Genomic DNA, 16,444 nt, shown 5'->3' on the forward strand with positions numbered 1-16,444 from the left:
CGGGGAGGGCGGCATGCCGGCAGTGTAGCAATGCCGCCATGCCGCGCGGCGGCGGCGACCCGGCGTGCGACACCTTGCCGCATTCAGGCCGGCCCCCGGCGCTGCCAGACTACGCGGTTGCCATGCCCGGCAGACTCGGGAGCGCCATGGTCTAATAGCCGCCTTTCGTTGAATTTCGTTGACCCCGTCGATTCCGTCGACTTCGTGGAGATGTTACCGATGCAAGCCCGTTTTCGCGCGCCGCGCGCCGCCTCGATCGTCACCCTGGCCCTGGCCGGCCTGCTGGGCAGCGCACACGCGTTGGCGCAGGTCGACGTGAGCAATGCCTGGGTGCGCGGCACGGTGCCGGCGCAGTCGGCGTCCGGCGCGTTCATGACGCTGCACGCGCATGCGTCCGCAAAACTGGTGGGCGTGTCGTCGCCCGTGGCTGCTGCCGAGCTGCATGAGATGAAGATGGAGAACAACGTGATGCGCATGCGCCAGGTGCCGTCGCTGGACCTGCCGCAGATGCAGGACGTGGAACTCAAGCCGGGCGGCTATCACATCATGCTGATGGGGCTGAAGTCCCAGCTCAAGGCCGGGGATACCGTGCCGCTGACGCTGAAGATCGAGCAGAACGGCAAGATCGTCGAGCAGCAGGTCAAGGCGCAGGTGCGCGACCTGACCGCCGGCGCGCCGACGGCAGGCGCCGCCGGCCACGGCGATCACAAGCACTAAGACGCGGATCAGCCGCGCAGGCTGATCGCCGCCTCCGCTTCCGATTCCGGCGCTGCCGCCGCCTGCAGCACCCGCTCACGCAGCCAGGTGTGGCCCGGATCGGCCTCGGCCCGCTCGGGCCAGATCATGCTGTAGCTGAAGCCGGGAATCGAGAACGGCGCCTCGAAAATGGTCAGGCGCGGATCTTCCAGCGTCGCCAGCGTACGCCGCGCCGCCGTCAGGACCATATTGGTCCCGGCGATCAGTGCCGGCGCCACGCTCCAGTGCGGTACCGTGCACGCAATCTTGCGGCGACCGCCCAGGCGCGCCACGGTAGCGTCGATCAGCTCCCCGCGCTCGCTCGCCGCGCTCACCAGCACGTGGGAGCGCGCCAGATAGGCCACGTGATCGAGCCGGCCGGTGTCGCGCACCGTGGCCGCATCCACCGCACACGCAAAGTCATCGTCGAACAGCACCGCCGTGCGCACGCCTTCCGGCTGGTAGGTGAAGGCGCCCAAAGCAATGTCGAGTTCGCCGTCGGCCACCTGCGCCGTCATGGTCTCGCGGCTGGCTTGCGTGACCACGAGGTCGATGTTCGGCGCGGCCTTGCGCACCGTGCGCAGCAGCCGGGGCAGCACCACCAGTGCGCCGTAATCGGACATCGCCACGCGGAAGGTGCGGCGCGCCATGGACGGCTGAAAGCCGCCCGGGCCGAGCAGGATACGCACCTGCGCCAGCGCCTCGGCCAGCGGGGCAGTCAGTTCATGCGCGCGGGGCGTCAGCACGAGCCCGCCCTGGCCGCGCACGAGCAGGGGGTCGTCGAGCAGTTGCCGCAGCCGCGCCAGCGAATGGCTGACCGCCGGCTGGCTCAGTTGCAGCCGCAGTGCGGCGCGCGAGATATGGCGCTCGGCAAACAGTGCTTCGAGCACCACGAGCAGATTGAGGTCGATTCCGCGTAGGCTATTCATGTGGCGAATATTAAACCGGATGGGTCCGGTTATGCCATTCGTCGAGCGGAATTTTTAGGGCTTCAAGTGTTTTGCGAGGCGTCCCGCCGGGCCTTCAGGCAATCCGGGCACAGGCAGTGCTGGCCCGCCACGATCTGCCGCGCAGGCAGCAGCGGCTGGCTGGCGCACCAGCATTCGGGCAGTCCGGCCACGTAGCCGCAGGCGAAGGCCGCGCCGCAGCGGCTGCACCGCTCCACGGGGCGTAGCTGGCCGGTCTGGATGGTCGATGGATCGGTCATGGCCTCGGGCCGGGTCCGTCGCCACCATCCTGCCCAAGCCGCCACATCGCCTCGCGCATCATCCGCATCTGCCCGCTGAAGTGGGTACACGTGGCGCAGATGGCCAGATGGCCGCGCAGGCGCAGCCGCTCCCCCCACGTCAGGGGCCGGTCCATGCCCTTCATGGTCAGGTGATGGATTTCCTCGCAGTTCGGCAGCAGGCGGCGGCGGGGTTCGGACATGAGACGAATTCGGCCTATCTATATAGAGGGGTGGGGTCAGCGTGACGGCGCGGCGGGGGCGGCTGTTGTATTCGCACCACGGTTGCCGAACCATTTCACTTCCAGGCATTCGCGCAGCCGCATGCGGGCGCGGTACAGCATCACCCATGCGTTGGTCGCGCTGATCTGCAAGGCCTGACAGATTTCTTCGGTCTCCAGTTCGAGCCATTCCCGCATCATGAAAATCCGCGCGGACTTGGCGGGCAGTCGGTCGACGCAGGTTTGCAGCACTTCGAAGAACTCGCGGCGCTCGAAAGTGCGGTCGGGGTCGCCCCAGTCGGAGGGCGGATGCTGGTAGTGGCCGTTGCGCGTGAACAGCGCGTCGAAGGCGTCCTGCTCCGATTGCGGCTCGCCATCGTCGCCGGTGGCCAGCGCCAGGCGCACCTCGCGCTTGCCGCTGCGCAGGATATCGACGATCTTGTGCTTGAGAATGCCGACCAGCCACGTGCGCAGCGCTGACTGGCCTGCAAAGCGCTCCGGATGCTCCAGCGCGGCCAAAAGGGTCTCGGAAACGGCGTCTTCGGCGAGCGCTTCGTCGCGCAGCTGCAACCGGGCAAAGCGCAGCAGATACGGCCGCACGGCCTGCAATTCGGCGGGATCGAGGCTCATTGCGGGGGCGGCATCGGGCGTGCCGGGGATCAGGTTCTTGTCGTCTTCGCGCGTGCCGCGCGGTTTCTTGTAAAATCGGCGCCTGCCCGTCAAAGCCAGTCCGGCGGACGGATTCGCCATGATACCTGCTGATTCCAACGGATGTCCCTTGCCATGAACGCCGACAATCCTGGGCCGGCCACCACCACGGTTGCCGCCATCGCCCCCTCCCTCAAGGCCGAGATCCTCGCCGAGGCGCTCCCCTATATCCGCAAGTTCCACGGCAAGACCATCGTGGTCAAGTACGGCGGCAATGCGATGACGGAGGAGAAGCTCAAGCACGGCTTCGCGCGCGACGTGATCCTGCTGAAGCTGGTGGGCATGAACCCGGTGGTGGTGCACGGCGGCGGGCCGCAGATCGACGAAGCCCTGAAGAAGGTGGGCAAGGTGGGCACGTTCATCCAGGGCATGCGCGTCACCGACGAAGAAACCATGGAAGTGGTGGAGTGGGTGCTCGGCGGCGAGGTGCAGCAGGACATCGTCATGCTGATCAACCAGTACGGCGGCCAGGCTGTGGGCCTGACCGGCAAGGACGGCGGCCTGATCCGCGCCAAGCGCCTGCAGATGCCGGACCGCGAAAAGCCCGGCACCTTCATCGACATCGGCTACGTGGGCGATATCGAGGCGATCAACCCGGCCGTGGTCAAGGCGCTGCAGGATGACGCGTTCATCCCGGTGATCTCCCCGATCGGCTTCTCCGACGACGGCCAGGCGTACAACATCAACGCCGACGTGGTTGCCGGCAAGATGGCCGAGATCCTCAAGGCCGAGAAGCTGGTGATGATGACCAACATCCCGGGCGTGATGGACAAGAAGGGCAACCTGCTGACCGACCTGTCCGCGCGCGAGATCGAGGAACTGTTCGCCGATGGCACGATCTCGGGCGGCATGCTGCCCAAGATCTCGTCCGCGCTGGATGCCGCCAAGAGCGGCGTGCACTCGGTCCACATCATCGACGGCCGTATCGAGCACTCGCTGCTGCTGGAAATCCTGACCGAGCAGGCGTTCGGCACGATGATCCGCTCGCACTGAGCCGGATTTGCGGGCGCAGGGGCGGATTGTCGCCGCCGCGCCCGCACCCCTCCCACCAGTCATCCCCCTGCAGCCCGGCGTGTTCCTCAGACAACCTCACCAGCGCCGCGGCGTGGCGCACGCGCGCCCGTCGGAGGCATCGACTCCCGCCGCGCGGCAACGCCTCCGGCATCCTCGGGTGCGCCGGCCAGCGGGCGATCAGTCGGGCGACATCGTCTGGCTGTTCGATCTCGACAACACCTTGCACGACGCCTCCCACGCGATCTTCCCGGCCATCAACCGGCGCATGACCGCCTATGTGGCGCGCGTGCTCGGGTCCGACGAGGCCACCGCCAGCCGCGTGCGGGTGGAGTACTGGCAGCGCTACGGCGCCACCCTGCTCGGCATGATCCGCCACCATGGCGTGGATGCGGCCGATTTCCTGCACGAAGCCCACGACTTCCCGGCCCTGGCCGAGATGGTGCGCGTGCGGCGCGGGCTGGCCGCCGCGCTGCGCCGGCTGCCCGGGCGCAAAATCCTGGTCACCAACGCGCCGCGCGACTACGCCCGGGCGGTCATGGCGATTGCCGGCATCGAACGCTGCTTCGAGCGCGTGGTGGCCATCGAGGATATGTGGGTGCACGGCCATCTGCGGCCCAAGCCTGACCGCCGCATGCTGCGCCGGCTGCTGGCGCGCACCGGCGTGGCGCCCCATCGCGCGGTGCTGGTGGAAGACACGCTGTCGCATCTGAAACACTATGCGGGCACGGGGATCCGCACCGCCTGGGTGACGGGCTACCTGCGCACGCTGGCGCCGTCGCGGCCCCAGCCGGTGCCGGCGGCCGCGCCAGTCCCGGTCGATGCCGCCGTGCCGGGCGCGGTGGCCGATGCTGCCACGCGCACCGCGCTGGCCGCCGAGGACCGCCAGCACGTGGGCCACGGCGCCCAGGAAAGATCGGTCACGATGATGGCCGCCGAAGCGCAGCTTCCGCCACCTGGCGTGGATGGCGCACAATACGGCACGGCGCCGCAGCAGTTGCCCGACCATGCCCCGCGCGTACGGGCGCGCGTGGTGAATCGGCCCGGCTATGTGGACATAAAAGTACAATCGATGCATCAACTCCTACGACGAATACGGAGAACCGGGTCATGACGCAAACCATTGAAAGCCAGCCGGAGGCGCCGCCGCTGATGGCCGCCACCGCCATCCAGACCGCCGAAGGGCCCGCGCGCAAGCGCCCGCGCCCTGGCGAGCGGCGCATCCAGATCCTCCAGACCCTGGCCGGCATGCTCGAGCATCCGCGCGGGGAAAAGATCACCACGGCGGCGCTGGCCGCCAGGCTGTCAGTCTCGGAAGCCGCGCTCTATCGCCATTTCGCCAGCAAGGCGCAGATGTTCGAAGGCCTGATCGGCTTTATCGAGCAGACCGTGTTCGGGCTGATCAACCAGATCACCACGCAGGAGGAGCATGGCCTGCGCCAGGTGCAGGCCATCGTGCGGATGCTGCTGTCGTTTGCCGAGAAGAACCCCGGCATGACGCGCGTGCTGACCGGCGAGGCGCTGGTGGGCGAGCACGAACGGCTGCAGGAACGCATCAACCAGATGGTGGACCGGATCGAGGCGTCGCTGCGCCAGTGCCTGAAGGTGGCCGTCACGCAGGCCGCCTTCCCGGCCGACGCCGACATCCCGGTGCGCGTGGCGCTGATCACGGCGGCTGTGCAGGGCCAGTGGCACCGCTACGTGAAGAGCGGCTTCCGCAAGGCGCCGGGCGAGAACATCGACGCCCAGTTGCGGATCCTGCTGGGCTGAACCAGCGGGAGGACCGGGGGCGCGTCACACGCGGCCAGCAGCGCACCCGGGAACTGCACTATAATGGCCGCGTCGCGCCGATTTGATGACTGGCTTGCGGGCGCGCGGCAGCCAACGGGGATCTCAGGATGACCGCCGGCTGCCACTATAAATGCGGCTAAAGAGGTTGGGTCGGTGCCTCGCGGGAGCAATCCACGATATGGCGCCGACGCGCGGGACACCGCGACATGCCCGACTTGGCTGCGACACACGCAACTGCCAGTCGGGTTTTTTTATGCCCGCTCGCCGCGGGCCCCCTCCATGACAGATGTTGCTATTCCTGCCGCCGTACCGGAGGCCGACCTCGCCGCTGGCTCCGTCGGCGTTGTCACGCCCCGGCGCATGCACTTCGCCGAGCCGCTCCCGCTGCGCAACGGCAGCCAGCTGGCCGGCTATGACCTGATGGTGGAAACCTACGGCACGCTCAACGCGGCGGCATCGAATGCCGTGCTGGTGTGCCACGCGCTCAACGCCTCGCACCACGTGGCCGGCATCGCGGCGGACAATCCGCGCGACATCGGCTGGTGGGACAACATGGTCGGCCCCGGCAAGCCGCTCGATACCGACCGCTTCTTCGTCATCGGCGTGAACAACCTTGGTTCCTGCTTCGGCTCGACCGGGCCGATGAGCACCAACCCGGCCACCGGCCAGCCCTACGGCGCGCTGTTCCCGGTGGTGACCGTGGAGGACTGGGTCAACGCCCAGGCGCGCGTGGCCGACGCGTTCGGCATCACGCAGTTCGCCGCGGTGATGGGCGGCAGCCTCGGCGGCATGCAGGCGCTGGCCTGGAGCCTGATGTACCCGGACCGGCTGCGCCACTGCATCGTGGTGGCGTCCACGCCCAAGCTGTCGGCGCAGAACATCGCCTTCAACGAGGTGGCGCGCAGCGCCATCCTGTCGGACCCGGACTTCCACGGCGGCAACTACTACGCGCACAACGTCAAGCCGAAGCGCGGCCTGCGCGTGGCGCGCATGATCGGCCATATCACTTACCTGTCCGACGAGGACATGGCCGAGAAATTCGGCCGCTCGCTGAAGTCCGAGGACATCCGCTTCTCGTTCGACGTCGAGTTCCAGGTGGAAAGCTACCTGCGTTACCAGGGCGACAAGTTCGCGGAGTACTTCGACGCCAACACCTACCTGCTGATCACCCGCGCGCTCGATTACTTCGACCCGGCGCTGGCCTACGGCGGCGACCTGAAGCGCGCGATCTCCCACACCCAGGCCAGCTTCCTGGTAGCGAGCTTCACGACCGACTGGCGCTTCGCGCCGAACCGCAGCCGGGAGCTGGTCAAGGCGCTGCTCGACAACAAGCGGCCGGTTTCGTACGCCGAGATCGACGCCCCGCACGGCCACGACGCCTTCCTGCTCGACGATCCGCGCTACCACAACCTGATGCGCGCCTACTACGAACGCATTGCCGAGGAGATCGGCGCATGAACGCCTCCGCCAACCCCAATATCCTCGCGCTGCGGCCCGACTTCCGCGCGATTGCGCGCTGGATCGAGCCCAACTCCACGGTGCTGGACGCCGGCTGCGGCGATGGCAGCCTGCTGCGCGTGCTCCAGGACGAACTGGACGTGCAGGCGTATGGCATCGAAATCCGCGACGAAGGCGTGCTGGCCTGCGCCCAGAAGGGCGTGCACGTGATTCAGCAGGACCTGGAGGGCGGGCTGGCGCTGTTCGAGGACCGGAGCTTCGACACGGTGATCCTGTCCCAGACGCTCCAGACCATCCACAACACGGCCCAGGTGCTGCGCGACACTCTGCGGGTGGGACGCGAGTGCATCGTCTCGTTCCCGAACTTCGGCTACTGGCCGCACCGGCTGTCGGTGTTCCGGGGCCGCATGCCGGTGTCGGAAGCGCTGCCGTACCAGTGGTACAACACGCCGAACGTGCGTGTGCTGACCATCAGCGACTTCGAGGGGCTGGCGCCCAAGGTGGGCCTGCGCGTGCTGGACCGCGTGGTGATGCACGAGGGCGTGACCGTGAACTGGGGCGAGAACTGGCGCGGCAGCCTGGCGGTGTACCGGGTTTGCGCGGTGTGAACCCGGCTTGACGCGGGGGCCGGGTGGGCATACCGTACGACGATTACCGAACGATCGTACTATTTTCTGCCATGACCCAAGCGCCCCACACCGACTCGCAACATCCGTTCGACCTCGCCCTGGCGCTGGAGCCAGCCGGCGAGCACCGCTTCCTGGGTCATACCAGCCAGGCCTACTGGAACATGATTGGCCCGTTCGGCGGGATGACGGCGGCCACGCTCCTCCAGGCGGCGTTGAGCCATCCCGAGCGGCTGGGCGATCCGATTGCGCTGACGGTGAACTTCGCCGGGCCGATTGCCGAGGGGCCGTTCGAGATCGAGGCGCGTCCGTCGCGGACCAACCGGTCCACCCAGCACTGGCATCTGGAATTGCGCCAGAACGGCGAGGTGACGACCACCGGCAGCGCGGTCTTCGCCGTGCGGCGCGAGACCTGGGGCAGCGGCGAAGCCGTCATGCCCGATGTGCCGCCCGCTGACACCCTGCCCGGCATGGGCGGCTTCGCGCCGGTGCGCTGGATCGGCAGCTACGACATGCGCGCGGTGCGCGGCGCCAAGCCCTCAACCGCCGTCGGCACCGAGCATCCGGACAGCCTGACCCAGTTCTGGCTGCGTGACGAACCGGCCCGCACGCCCGACTACGCCGCTGTGGCAGCCTGGTGCGACGCCTTCTATCCGCGCATTTTCCTCAAGCGCGCCGGCTTTGTGCCGGCCGGCACGGTGTCGATCACGACCTATTTCCATGCCGATGCGGCCACGCTGGCCGCGCTGGGCGACAGCCACGTGCTCGGCAGCGCGCGGGCGCAGGTGTTCCGCCAGGGCTTCTTCGACCAGAGCGCGCAGATCTGGAGCGCCAGCGGCGTGCTGCTGGCCTCGTCGCACCAGATCGTCTACTACAAGGAATAAGGCCGATCAGGCCGGACGAGGGACGCCCGGCTCCTTGGCCGGCTCGCGCGCCTGGGCTTCGTAGCGGTGGACCGTGCCGCGCATCGCCCAGAGCAGGGCCACGCCGGGCACGGCCGCCACCACGGTGCCGAGGTAGAAGGGCGCCCAGCCCCAGGCTTCGACCATATAGCCCGAGGTGGGCCCCACGTAGACCCGGCCGATCGACGCCAGCGCGGACAGCAGCGCGTACTGCGTGGCCGAGAACGAGCGGTTGCAGAGCGTCATCAGCAGCGCCACGAAGGCCGCCGTGCCCATGCCGCCGCAGATGTTCTCGATGGCGATGGTCGCACCCATGCTCCAGATATGGGGCGGCGTGACCGAGAGCACCCAGTAGCCGAGGTTCGACACCGCCTGCAGGATGCCGAACAGCATCAGCGACCGGTACAGCCCGAGCCGCACCATCAGCGACCCACCGAACAGCGCGCCGATGATCGTGGCCGCGAGGCCCAGCGTCTTGTTGACGATGCCCACCTCGCCCGGATCGAAGCCCAGGCCCCGGATCAGGAACGTGGTGGACAGGCTGCCGGCGAAGGCATCGCCCAGCTTGTAGAGCACGATCAGCAGCAGCAGCCACCACGCGCCCTGGCGCCCGAAAAAGTCGCGCAGCGGGCCGACCACGGCCTCCTCCAGCGTGCGCGGCTGGCGCGCCGGCACGTCCGGTTCGGGCGCCCAGAGCAGCGTCAGCAGCCCTACCGACATCAGCGCCGCCATCAGCAGGTACATGCTGGACCAGCCCAGCACGCGGTCCGCCAGGTACAGCGCCAGCCCGCCCGAGACCAGCATCGCCAGCCGGTAGCCGAGCACCTTGACCGCCGCGCCGGCGCCGCGCTCGGCCGGGCGCAGCACGTCGGTGCTGTAGGCATCGAACACAATGTCCTGCGACGCCGACAGGAACGCCACCAGCGTGGCCAGCGCCGCCAGCGCCCAGAGCGCCTCGCGCGGCGGGCAGAACGCCATGGCGGCGATGCTGGCCACCAGCCCGAGCTGCGTGACCAGCAGCCAGCCGCGCCGCCGGCCCAGCAGGGGCGGCGTGTAGCGGTCCATCAGCGGCGCCCACAGGAACTTGAAGATGTACGCCTGCCCGACCAGCGAGAAGAAGCCGATGGTCTTGATGTCGAGCCCCTCCACGGTCATCCAGGCCTGGAGCGTGCCCGAGGTCAGCGCGAGCGGCAGCCCGGACGCGAAGCCCAGCGTCAGCATGGCGCCGATGCGGCGATTGCGGAAAATGTCGAGGTAGTCTTGGAACGTCATGGATGTATTATTGCATCACCGTTTGCGTCCCCACTCATCGATTCGACGCCGTTTGTCGACCCTTATCGCGCCGAGCCCTGCCGTGACCCTGATCGCGTCGAACGAATCGCCGTTGCCACCGTGCCGCACGCCCCGGCGCCCGGGATGGCTGACCTGGCTGGCTTGGTCCTGCGCCGCGTGCGCAACCGTGCCGGCCATCGCGCAGGAAGTGGCCCTGGTAGCCGCGCCCGACGACGGCGTGCGCGTGGAGCGCCGCTACTCGCGCGTGCGCACGATCGTGCCGATGGAAGTCATCGACCAGCAGGCTGCCCGCGAGTACGAACAGATCAAGCAGGAAGCCATCGCCAAGCACACGCTGGCCGGCGACGACAACCCGCAGGTGAAGCGCCTGCGCGAGATCGGCATCCGGCTGCTGCCCGAGACCGTGCTGTGGAACCCACGCGCCGGCCGCTGGGCGTGGGAGATCAACCTGATCGAGTCGAAGCTGGTCAACGCGTTCTGCATGCCCGGCGGCAAGATGGCGGTCTATTCCGGCCTGCTCGACCAGCTCAAGCTCACCGACGACGAAGTGGCCATGGTGATGGGCCACGAGATCGCCCACGCGTTGGAGGAACACGCCCGGCAGCGCGCGGCGCAGTCCGAGATCTCGAATCTTGGCGCCAACGTGGTGTCCCAGCTGACCGGCTTCGGCAATCTCGGCAATTTCGATATCGGCAACAATGCCCGGCTCGTGTCGCTGCGGTTTTCGCGGCTCGAGGAAACCGAGGCGGACCTGATTGGCATGGACATCGCCGCCCGCGCCGGCTACGACCCGCGCGCCGCCGTCACGCTGTGGCGCAAGATGGGCACGGTGCTGGAGATGGGCGACGAGTTCAAGTCCACGCACCCGTCCGGCCGCAGCCGCATCGCGGTGCTTGAGGCGCACATGGCCGAGGTGATGCCGCTCTACGCCCGCGCCATGAACATGCCGATGGAGAAGCTGCCCGCCCACACGCCCAATATGGCTAACCTGGGCGGTGCCCCGGTCGATGCCGGCGACGACGACAGCCAGCGTCCACTAAAAAAGTAAAGACGGCCGTCGACTCAGGTTATCGGCGATTCCTGTAGGATGGAAATGTGGCGTCAACGCCCCTGCAACAGGCTTTGGCGCGCTGAGATTCTCAACCTTGATCAGGGAGAAAGACCATGAGGACTGGATTGCGCTGCGGCCTGGTAGCGGCCGCGCTGGTGGCTGCGGGCGCGTCGGGCGTGGCCAGCGCCGCCGACACGCTGCTGACGATGCCGATCGACCAGGCACTGGCTAGCCAGGCCGCCAAGGAACGCATCGACCCGAACACGAAGCTGCTGTTCGGCTTCAACCGGCTTGAGGGCGCCACGGATCCCACCTTGTACAAGACGGTGAAGCGCGTGCGCCGGCCGGTGAACAAGGTGCAGGAGGGCCCGGTGCTGACGGATGCCCAGCTGTGCGAAACGGTGTTCGTGCAGGCTGTGCAGGACCTCCAGCAGCGCGCGGCCCAGGGCGGCAGCAATGCGGTGATGGAGATCCGCAGCAACTGGAAGGACGACGAGACCTCCAGCGATACCACCTACGTCTGCGCCAAGGGCGCGGCGTATATCGGCGTGGCGCTGAAGGCGACGCTGGTCAAGACCGGCAGCTAGGCCAGCCGGATCCCAGGAAAGCGAAAAGCCGGCGCGAAGCCGGCTTTTCTTATTGTGCGACGGGTTGGTGACGCGTCAGGCGGTCAGCCCGGTCGCCTCGTCGGCGCCCACATGCACGTTCATGCATTGCACGGCCGCGCCGGCGGCGCCCTTGCCGAGGTTGTCCAGGCGTGCGACCAGATTCAGGCGCTCGCCATTGCCGAACACGAACAGGTCCACGCGATTGGTGTCGTTGCTGGCCTGGACGTCGAAGAAGCCGCCGTCGAGGTTGGCATCGCTATTGAACGGATGCACGCGCACGAACTGCTCGCCCTCGTAATGCTTGCGGTAGATGTCGAGGATGGCCTCGGCATCGGCCTTGCGCGACAGCAGCGCCGGGAACACCGGCACCGTCACGGCCAGACCCTTCAGGAAGTTGCCGACGATCGGGTTGAAGATCGGCGCCTGGGCCAGGCCGGCCTGCACGCGCATCTCGGGCAGGTGCTTGTGCTCGAGGCTCAGCGCGTAGGGGCGCGGGCTATCGAGACGCGGATTCCCGCCCGCCTCGAACTCGGCAATCATCTTCTTGCCGCCGCCGCTGTAGCCGGTCAGCGAGAACGCCGACACCGGGTAGTCGGCCGGCATCAGGCCCGCTTCCACGAGCGGACGCACGGCCAGCACGAAGGCGCTGGCGTGGCAGCCCGGCACCGCGATGCGCTTGCTGGCGCGCACCTTCTCGCGCTGGCCACGGGTCAGCTCGGGCAGGCCATAGGCCCACGAGTCCGTGGTGCGGAACGCCGTGCTGGCGTCGATCACGCAGGTATTGGGATTGGTCACCAGCGACACGGCCTCACGCGAGGCCACGTCCGGCAGGCACAGGAACGAGACATCCGAGGCATTCAGGAAGCGTGCTCGCTCTTGCGGGTCCTTGCGCTTGTCATCGGCAATGCGCAGCAGCTCCACATCGGAGCGACCCGAGAGGTAGTCCAGCAGCCGGAGACCGGTGGTGCCTTCCTGACCATCGACGAACACTTTGAAAACCATGGCTGACTCACTCTGAAAATGCGAAAAGTCGCCTGCCCAACGGGGCAGCGAACCTGCATTGTAGCGAGGTTAGGGGTTGGGCGCAGGGTTTACGCGGGAGAGGCGGTTGCGGTCCGACACATTCCGGGGCTTGCAGGTAATAACCAAGTAGGTTAATTTTGCATGGAGAAATCGTCAGCGCATTACAAGCTCTCTGTGGTGAGGGCGTTGGTGACGGAGGGGAGGTTGCGGTTCACCACCTCAGCTTCCCGGAGCTATCGGGCAATGGGGTTGAGTCGGAGGGAGGTGATTGACATCCTGGCGCGGCTTGAGCGAAGCGACTTGTATAAGAGCATGACAACGCACGCGGATCATCGAGTCTGGCAGGACGTCTACCACCCCGTCACCCCCTATGGGTCGCTCTACCTGAAGCTCAGCGTGATCGAGCAACTGGTGATTGTGTCATTCAAGGTGCTGTAAAGAGCACCACCTCGAAAAAGGAGTCGGGATATGAGATGCCCGGAATGCGGAGGATCCGAACTGGTCAGGGAGCGGCAGGACATGCCCTACGACTATCGCGGCGAAACCATGGTGATCGAAGGCGTGCTGGCGGACTGGTGTCCCGCCTGCGGTGAAGGGGTTCTTGATCTCGATGAAGATGAGCGGATCGGCCAGTTGATGGTTGCCTTCAACAAGCAGGTCAACGCCGCTATCGTCGATCCGGCGTTCATCGTGTCGGTGCGCCGCAAGCTGGAACTCGACCAGCGGGAGGCTGGCGAGATCTTCGGCGGCGGGGTCAATGCGTTCTCGCGCTACGAGACCGGCCGGACCAAGCCGCCGCTGGCGCTGGTAAAGCTGCTCAAGTTGCTGGATCGCCACCCGAACCTGCTGGAAGAAATCCGCGCCAACTGAGCGCGCCGGCCCCGGCATCCCGCCCGGGCGCCCCGCCTACAGCGGAAAATCGTAGTCGATCGACAGCGGGGCGTGGTCGCTGAACTTCTCGTCCTTGTAGATGGCGCAGGCGCGGGCCGTGGCGGCGATCTTGTCGGTGGTCAGGTGGTAGTCGATGCGCCAGCCGACGTTCTTCGCGTAGGCTTGGCCGCGGTTGCTCCACCAGGTGTACTGGTCCGGGCGTTGGTCGAGCTGGCGGAAGACGTCCACGTAGCCGTGGCTATCGAACAGTTGGCCAATCCAGGCGCGCTCCTCGGGTAGGAAACCGGAGTTCTTGAGGTTGCCCTTCCAGTTCTTGATGTCGATTTCCTTGTGGGCGATGTTGACGTCACCGCACAAGACGATCTCGCGCCCGCTGGCCTTCAGTTGCAGCAGGTGGGGCAGGAACGCCTCCATGAAGCGGAACTTGGCCTGCTGGCGTTCTTCGCCGCTGGAGCCGGACGGCACGTAGACGGAGATCACCGCAAGGTGTGGATACTGCACTTCCACGTAGCGGCCCTCGGCGTCGAACTCGGGTACACCGAAGCCGGTGACCACCCGCTCGGGCTTGTGGCGCGTGTACAGGCCCACGCCGCTGTAACCTTTCTTCTCGGCATAGTGGAAAAAGCCGTGGTAGCCATGTGGCGCCAGGAACGCCTCGGTCATGTCGGCTTCCTGGGCTTTCAGTTCCTGCACGCAGATCATGTCCGCGTCCTGCTTGCCCATCCACTCGAAAAAGCCCTTCTTGGCCGCGGAGCGGATGCCGTTGAGGTTGGCGCTGATAATCCGTAACATCTCGGGAAATTTTGAAATTCAGAGAGAAAAGATGACGCAGCAGACCACGCCGGACGACCTCAGCCAGACCTTTATCCGCTTCGCGCTCGATGCGGGCGTGCTGTCCTTTGGCGAGTTCGTGACCAAGGCGGGCCGCAAGTCGCCTTACTTCTTCAACGCCGGCCTGTTCAATCAGGGCGCGATGCTGGGTCAGGTGGCGCAATTCTATGCGAAAACCCTGCTCAACTCGGGCCTCGAGTTCGACGTGCTGTTCGGGCCGGCCTACAAGGGCATCACGCTGGCCTCGGCCACGGCGGTGGCGCTGGCCGGCATGGGCCGGGACGTGGGGTTTGCCTACAACCGCAAGGAAGCCAAGGACCATGGCGAAGGCGGCACGCTGGTCGGCGCCAAGCTGCAGGGCAAGGTGGTGATCATCGATGACGTGATCTCGGCCGGCACCTCCGTGCGGGAGTCGATGCAGCTGATTCGCGCCGCCGGCGCCGAGCCGGCCGCCGTGCTGATCGCGTTGGACCGCATGGAAAAGAGCGGCACCGCCGACAACATCGGCACGCATTCGGCCGTGCAGGACGTGCAGCGCGAATACGGCGTGCCCGTGATCTCGATCGCCAGCCTCAAGGACCTGCTGGCCTACCTCGACGCGTCGAACGACCCCGCGCTCGGGAACTCCCGGGCGGCCGTGGCGGCCTATCGTCAGACGTACGGCGTCTGACGCGCCGGAGCGGGCGCCATGGGGCGCCCCGGCTCAACTTCGAGGGAGCATGGCGTGGCGGGCAAGCGGCAACAGCAGGTAAAACAGGCGACCAAGCAGGCAATCGGGCGCGAACTGGGCGAACAGGGCGCGCCACCGCAGGATTCCGCATCGACGGCCACGCCGGCCCGGGCGAAGCGCACCAGGGCGCCCAAGCGCGCCGCAGTGAGCGACCACTGCGCCCCTGATGCGCTGCCGGGCGACGGCCCCGCCCACGAAGCCTATGCGATCCGCGCGCTGGTGCTGCAAGGCGGCGGCGCGCTCGGTGCCTACCAGGCCGGTGTCTACCAGGGCCTGGCCGAAGGCGGCATTCATCCGAACTGGATCGCGGGTATCTCGATCGGCGCGCTCAACGCGGCGGTCATCGCCGGCAATCCGCCTGAAACCCGCGTGACGCAGTTGCGCGCGTTCTGGGAATACATCTGCGCCCAGCCGTGGCTGCCCGGCCTGCCGCTGGAGCTGCTGACGGAGACCGCGCCCACGTGGCCGGAGCCGATGCGGATCTGGTTCGACAGCCTCAACGCCGCCCGCGCGATGATCGAAGGCCAGCGCGGCTTCTTCTCGCCACGCGCTATCGCCGATCTCTGGGGCCGCGGTGAAGACCCGGGCCGCGCCAGCTATTACGACACTGGGCCGCTGAAGGCCACGCTGGAGCGTTTTGCCGATTTCGACCGCATCAACCATCCGAAGGAGATGCGCGTCTCGGTGGGTGCCGTGAACGTGCGCACGGGTAATTTCGCGTATTTCGACAACACGCGCCAGCGGCTGCGCGCCGAGCACTTCATGGCGTCCGGCGCGCTGCCGCCCGGGTTCCCGGCCGTGGAGATCGATGGCGAGTATTACTGGGACGGCGGCCTGGTCTCGAACACGCCGCTCCAGGAGGTGCTGACCGCCCAGCCGCGCCGGGACGCCCTGATCTTCCAGGTGGACCTCTGGAGCGCGCGCGGCAAGCTGCCGCACAATCTGCTTGACGTGGCCGAGCGCCAGAAGGACATCCAGTATTCCAGCCGCACGCGCGCCATCACGGACGTGATGCGCGAGCAGCAGAACTATCGCCGCATGCTGAGCGAACTGATGGCACTGGTGCCGGCTTCCAAGCGCGACGACCCCTGGTACAAGCGCGCCGCCGACCATGCCTGCGACGCGCGCCGTAACGTGATCCAGCTGATCTACCGCGACAAGTCGTTCGAGGGCAGCGCCAAGGACTACCAGTTCGGCCTGCTGACGATGCACGAGCACTGGGCGAGCGGGCTCGACGATATCCGCGACACGCTCAAGCACCCCAAATGGCTGGCGATGCCCGGCCCCGAGCGGCCGTTCGTCACCCACGATGTGCATCGCGGCAACGGCAGCGACTGACC

General features: G+C 67.1%; 20 protein-coding genes. 13 read left to right on the plus strand and 7 right to left on the minus strand.

Going from position 1 to position 16,444, the window contains the following annotated elements; all coding sequences use genetic code 11:
* The first annotated feature begins 219 nt into the window (after positions 1 to 219).
* Positions 220 to 717, plus strand: a complete 498-nt coding sequence (locus tag BM115_RS05320) for a copper chaperone PCu(A)C (RefSeq protein WP_092291385.1) — start codon at positions 220 to 222, stop codon at positions 715 to 717.
* Positions 718 to 725: 8 nt separating this feature from the next.
* Here BM115_RS05320 and BM115_RS05325 read toward each other — a convergent pair whose 3' ends face one another.
* The 4 genes from BM115_RS05325 to BM115_RS05340 form a co-directional block, all read right to left on the minus strand.
* Entirely contained in the window at positions 726 to 1,664 is a 939-nt protein-coding gene (locus tag BM115_RS05325; protein ID WP_092291387.1) for a LysR family transcriptional regulator, read from the minus strand.
* 62 nt (positions 1,665 to 1,726) lie between these two features.
* Positions 1,727 to 1,942, minus strand: a complete 216-nt coding sequence (locus BM115_RS05330; RefSeq protein WP_092291389.1) for a cysteine-rich CWC family protein — start codon at positions 1,940 to 1,942, stop codon at positions 1,727 to 1,729.
* Positions 1,939 to 2,163 carry a zf-HC2 domain-containing protein gene (locus BM115_RS05335; RefSeq protein ID WP_092291391.1) on the minus strand — a complete coding sequence of 75 codons (225 nt, stop codon included), beginning with the start codon at positions 2,161 to 2,163 and terminating at the stop codon, positions 1,939 to 1,941. The genes BM115_RS05330 and BM115_RS05335 overlap by 4 nt, the downstream gene beginning before the upstream one ends.
* Positions 2,164 to 2,199: 36 nt before the next feature.
* On the minus strand, positions 2,200 to 2,811 hold the full coding sequence (locus BM115_RS05340) for a sigma-70 family RNA polymerase sigma factor (protein ID WP_092292101.1): 612 nt from the start codon (positions 2,809 to 2,811) through the stop codon (positions 2,200 to 2,202).
* A gap of 153 nt (positions 2,812 to 2,964) precedes the next feature.
* On the opposite strand from BM115_RS05340, the gene argB reads away from it, so the two are divergent.
* From argB to BM115_RS05370, 6 genes are all read left to right on the plus strand, one after another.
* Complete coding sequence (gene argB / locus BM115_RS05345) at positions 2,965 to 3,882, plus strand: acetylglutamate kinase (RefSeq protein WP_092291393.1); 918 nt, start codon at positions 2,965 to 2,967, stop codon at positions 3,880 to 3,882.
* Positions 3,883 to 3,961: 79 nt separating this feature from the next.
* Positions 3,962 to 5,014 (plus strand): pyrimidine 5'-nucleotidase, encoded by a 1,053-nt coding sequence (locus BM115_RS05350; protein ID WP_092291395.1) that lies wholly within the window; start codon positions 3,962 to 3,964, stop codon positions 5,012 to 5,014.
* Positions 5,011 to 5,670, plus strand: coding sequence for a nucleoid occlusion factor SlmA (gene slmA / locus BM115_RS05355; RefSeq protein WP_092291397.1), 660 nt, complete (start codon positions 5,011 to 5,013; stop codon positions 5,668 to 5,670). The genes BM115_RS05350 and slmA overlap by 4 nt, the downstream gene beginning before the upstream one ends.
* 300 nt (positions 5,671 to 5,970) lie before the next feature.
* Positions 5,971 to 7,149 (plus strand): homoserine O-succinyltransferase MetX, encoded by a 1,179-nt coding sequence (locus tag BM115_RS05360; protein WP_092291399.1) that lies wholly within the window; start codon positions 5,971 to 5,973, stop codon positions 7,147 to 7,149.
* Entirely contained in the window at positions 7,146 to 7,757 is a 612-nt protein-coding gene (gene metW / locus BM115_RS05365; protein ID WP_092291401.1) for a methionine biosynthesis protein MetW, read from the plus strand. The genes BM115_RS05360 and metW overlap by 4 nt, the downstream gene beginning before the upstream one ends.
* 71 nt (positions 7,758 to 7,828) lie before the next feature.
* On the plus strand, positions 7,829 to 8,659 hold the full coding sequence (locus BM115_RS05370) for an acyl-CoA thioesterase (RefSeq protein ID WP_092291403.1): 831 nt from the start codon (positions 7,829 to 7,831) through the stop codon (positions 8,657 to 8,659).
* A 6-nt stretch (positions 8,660 to 8,665) separates the two neighbouring features.
* On the opposite strand, the gene BM115_RS05375 is transcribed toward BM115_RS05370, so the two are convergent.
* Positions 8,666 to 9,949, minus strand: a complete 1,284-nt coding sequence (locus tag BM115_RS05375) for a muropeptide transporter (RefSeq protein WP_092291405.1) — start codon at positions 9,947 to 9,949, stop codon at positions 8,666 to 8,668.
* Positions 9,950 to 10,097: 148 nt separating this feature from the next.
* Between BM115_RS05375 and BM115_RS05380 the strand changes: the two genes are divergently transcribed.
* The gene (locus BM115_RS05380; RefSeq protein WP_177219863.1) at positions 10,098 to 11,018 is read left to right on the plus strand and encodes a M48 family metallopeptidase; all 921 of its coding nucleotides are present in this window, start codon (positions 10,098 to 10,100) and stop codon (positions 11,016 to 11,018) included.
* Positions 11,019 to 11,134: 116 nt separating this feature from the next.
* Complete coding sequence (locus BM115_RS05385; RefSeq protein WP_092291407.1) at positions 11,135 to 11,608, plus strand: excinuclease ATPase; 474 nt, start codon at positions 11,135 to 11,137, stop codon at positions 11,606 to 11,608.
* Positions 11,609 to 11,683: 75 nt separating this feature from the next.
* Here the strand turns inward: BM115_RS05385 and argC are convergent, their stop codons facing one another.
* Positions 11,684 to 12,631: an N-acetyl-gamma-glutamyl-phosphate reductase gene (argC, locus tag BM115_RS05390; RefSeq protein WP_092291409.1), complete on the minus strand. Its 948-nt coding sequence runs from the start codon at positions 12,629 to 12,631 to the stop codon at positions 11,684 to 11,686.
* A 162-nt stretch (positions 12,632 to 12,793) separates the two neighbouring features.
* Here argC and BM115_RS05395 point away from each other — a divergent pair, with 162 nt between their 5' ends.
* Both BM115_RS05395 and BM115_RS05400 read left to right on the plus strand, forming a co-directional pair.
* A complete protein-coding gene (locus BM115_RS05395) occupies positions 12,794 to 13,090 on the plus strand; it encodes a type II toxin-antitoxin system MqsR family toxin (RefSeq protein ID WP_092291411.1) in 297 nt (98 codons plus the stop codon).
* A 30-nt stretch (positions 13,091 to 13,120) separates the two neighbouring features.
* Positions 13,121 to 13,522, plus strand: a complete 402-nt coding sequence (locus tag BM115_RS05400) for a type II TA system antitoxin MqsA family protein (protein WP_092291413.1) — start codon at positions 13,121 to 13,123, stop codon at positions 13,520 to 13,522.
* A gap of 36 nt (positions 13,523 to 13,558) precedes the next feature.
* Here BM115_RS05400 and BM115_RS05405 read toward each other — a convergent pair whose 3' ends face one another.
* Positions 13,559 to 14,335: an exodeoxyribonuclease III gene (locus BM115_RS05405; RefSeq protein ID WP_092291415.1), complete on the minus strand. Its 777-nt coding sequence runs from the start codon at positions 14,333 to 14,335 to the stop codon at positions 13,559 to 13,561.
* Positions 14,336 to 14,366: 31 nt separating this feature from the next.
* Between BM115_RS05405 and pyrE the strand changes: the two genes are divergently transcribed.
* Both pyrE and BM115_RS05415 read left to right on the plus strand, forming a co-directional pair.
* A complete protein-coding gene (gene pyrE, locus BM115_RS05410) occupies positions 14,367 to 15,044 on the plus strand; it encodes an orotate phosphoribosyltransferase (RefSeq protein WP_092291417.1) in 678 nt (225 codons plus the stop codon).
* Positions 15,045 to 15,062: 18 nt separating this feature from the next.
* A complete protein-coding gene (locus BM115_RS05415) occupies positions 15,063 to 16,442 on the plus strand; it encodes a DUF3734 domain-containing protein (protein ID WP_092291419.1) in 1,380 nt (459 codons plus the stop codon).
* Positions 16,443 to 16,444 lie beyond the last annotated feature (2 nt).

This window comes from Cupriavidus sp. OV096 (assembly GCF_900115455.1).
Classification (GTDB): Bacteria; Pseudomonadota; Gammaproteobacteria; order Burkholderiales; family Burkholderiaceae; genus Cupriavidus.